The following is a 2,629-nucleotide window of genomic DNA, read 5'->3' on the forward strand; positions in this document are numbered from 1 at the left end:
GGCCGCGGCTTCGCGGTGGTGGCCTCGGAGGTGCGGAAGCTCGCCGAGCGCAGCCAGGCCGCGGCTGCCGAGATCGGGACGCTGTCCGCCGACACGGTCAAGGCGGCCCAGCAGGCCGGCGAGATGCTGGGGCGGCTGGTGCCCGACATCCGCAAGACCGCGCTTCTGGTGGAGGAGATCTCGGCGGCGTGCCGGGAGCAGGATGTCGGCTCGTCGCAGATCAACCAGGCGATCCAGCAGCTCGACAAGGTCACGCAGCAGAACGCCAGCGCGTCCCAGCAGGTCTCGGCGACCTCGGAGGAGTTGGCGACCCAGGCCGAGCGCCTTCAGGCCACCATCGCCTACTTCCGCATCGAGGAGGCGGCCACGGGGGGCGACGCCGCGGCCGCTCGGCTGCGGGCGACCGCAACCCGGATGGGGACGCCCCCGGCTTCGGCCCGGGTGAAGGCCCGTCCCGGCCGGCAGACCCTGCCCTCCGGCGGGGGCTTCGACCTCGACATGAGCGAGGGCGACGCCCGCGACGCCCGCGACGCGGACTTCATCCGCGCCGCGTGAGCGGACACCCGGAGCCGTTCCCGATCGCGGTGCAATCGGGCTCGACTCCAACGCCTCGATAGGGCGCGCGCGCCGCCGAACCGGTCTCCCCGTCGGCGGCGCGCGCCCTCGGACCCGACACCCAGCAGAGCAGATCCATGCGTTTCACGATCCGAGTCAAACTGGCACTGAGCTTCGGTTTGCTTCTCGTCCTCCTGGGCGGGGCCGGGTACCTCGCCATCGCGAGCCTGGGTGCGTCGAACGGGCGGATGCAGGGCTTCGCGTCCGGCCCGTTCGCGCAGGTCCAGCGCGTCCTGCGCTTCGAAACCCTCTCGGTCGAGGCGGGGCGCATCTTCAACCGCACGCTCCTGGAGCCGACCGATGCCGGTCGCGCGAAGCTCGTGGCCGACTTCAAGGCCACCGACGACCGGTTCCGCGCGCTCCTGCAGGAGTTCTCGGACCAGACCACCGGGGACGAGCGCGCCCGCATCCTGCCCCTGCAGGACACGTGGCGGCGGCTGACCGAGGCCGGTGCCAGGGGCATGGAATTCTCGTCCAAGAACGGCAACAACAATGCCGTCGCCCTGGCCGGCGGCGAGCAGACGGCCGCCTACGCGACCGTGATGGCCCGGATCGAGGAGCTGGCCGCCCGCCCGGACCTGTCGGTGGAGAACCGCCGCCTCGTCGACGCCATCGAGCTGCGGGTCACGCGGCTGCTGGCCGAGATCTACCGCGAGGTGATGATCGGCGACGACGGGCTGCTCGCGAAATACGCCGACCAGTACCAGGAGCATCGCCGCCAGCTCGAGCAGGACCTCGCCCGGCTCACCGAGGCCGGCCGCGCCGCCGGCTTCCTCGACGCGGTCAAGGTCATCGCCGCCGCGGTCAGGACCTGGGAGCCGATCGCAGAGCGGATCTTCACCCTCGGTCTCGCCAACACCGATTCCAAGGCGCTGCAGGTCCTCATCGGCCCGTTCACGCAGGCGCGGTTGGCGGTGGTCGACGAGGCCTTGAAGCTGCGCGCCTACGAGGAGGGCATCGCCCAGAGCTTCGTCCGCGACACCCAGGCGGCCTACGAGACCACCCGGACGGTGCTGCTCGCGGTGATCCTCGGCGCGGTGGCGGTCGGGCTCGCCATGGCGATCTGGCTGTCGCTGTCGATCTCCCGGGGCCTGCAGCGGGCCGTCGCCGCCGCGAGCCGCGTCGCCGAGGGCGACCTGAAGCAGGACGTGGCCGCGACCAGCAACGACGAGATCGGCGACCTGCTGAGCGCCGTGCAGGCGATGAACCTGAAGCTTCGCGAGGTCGTGGGCCAGGTCATGCTCGCTTCGAGCAACGTGTCGGCGGGTTCGCAGGAGCTGTCGGCCTCCGCCGAGCAGCTGTCGCAGGGCTCCACCGAGCAGGCGGCCTCCACCGAGGAGGCGTCGGCGTCCATGGAGGAGATGGCCGCCAACGTGAAGCAGAACGCCGAGAACGCCAGCCAGACCGAGACCATCGCGCGCCAGTCCGCCAAGGACGCCGAGGCGAGCGGCGCCGCGGTCGGCCGGGCCGTCGATGCCATGCAGACCATCGCGCAGAAGATCACCATCGTGCAGGAGATCGCCCGGCAGACCGACCTGCTGGCCTTGAACGCCGCCGTCGAGGCGGCCCGCGCGGGCGAGCACGGCCGCGGCTTCGCGGTGGTGGCCTCGGAGGTTAGGAAGCTCGCCGAGCGCTCGCAGGCCGCGGCCGCCGAGATCGGGACCCTGTCCGCCGACACGGTCCGGGCGGCCCAGCAGGCCGGCGAGATGCTCGGGCGGCTGGTGCCGGACATCCGCAAGACCGCCGTGCTGGTGGAAGAGATCTCGGCGGCGTGCCGGGAGCAGGATGTCGGCTCGGCGCAGATCAACCAGGCGATCCAGCAGCTCGACAAGGTGACCCAGCAGAACGCCAGCGCATCCCAGCAGGTCTCGGCGACCTCGGAGGAGTTGGCGACCCAGGCCGAGCGGCTGCAGGCCACCATCGCCTATTTCCGCATCGAGGAGGCGGCCGAGGCGGGGATCGAGCAGGCGGTCTCGCGGCTGCGCGGCGCGGCGACCCGGATGGGGACGCCGGC

The 2,629-nt window shown here is 71.9% G+C and carries 2 protein-coding genes; both read left to right on the forward strand.

What is annotated here, in order from left to right; translation table 11 throughout:
• Positions 1–555, forward strand: a 555-nt coding sequence (locus FV228_RS26375; protein WP_246694038.1) for a methyl-accepting chemotaxis protein, incomplete at its 5' end; no start/stop codon positions are given.
• A 179-nt stretch (positions 556–734) separates the two neighbouring features.
• Positions 735–2,629: methyl-accepting chemotaxis protein (locus tag FV228_RS26380; protein WP_246694039.1), on the forward strand; the 1,895-nt coding region annotated here is incomplete at its 3' end.

The sequence above is a fragment of the Methylobacterium sp. WL18 genome, assembly GCF_008040015.1.
GTDB lineage: Bacteria > Pseudomonadota > Alphaproteobacteria > Rhizobiales > Beijerinckiaceae > Methylobacterium > Methylobacterium mesophilicum.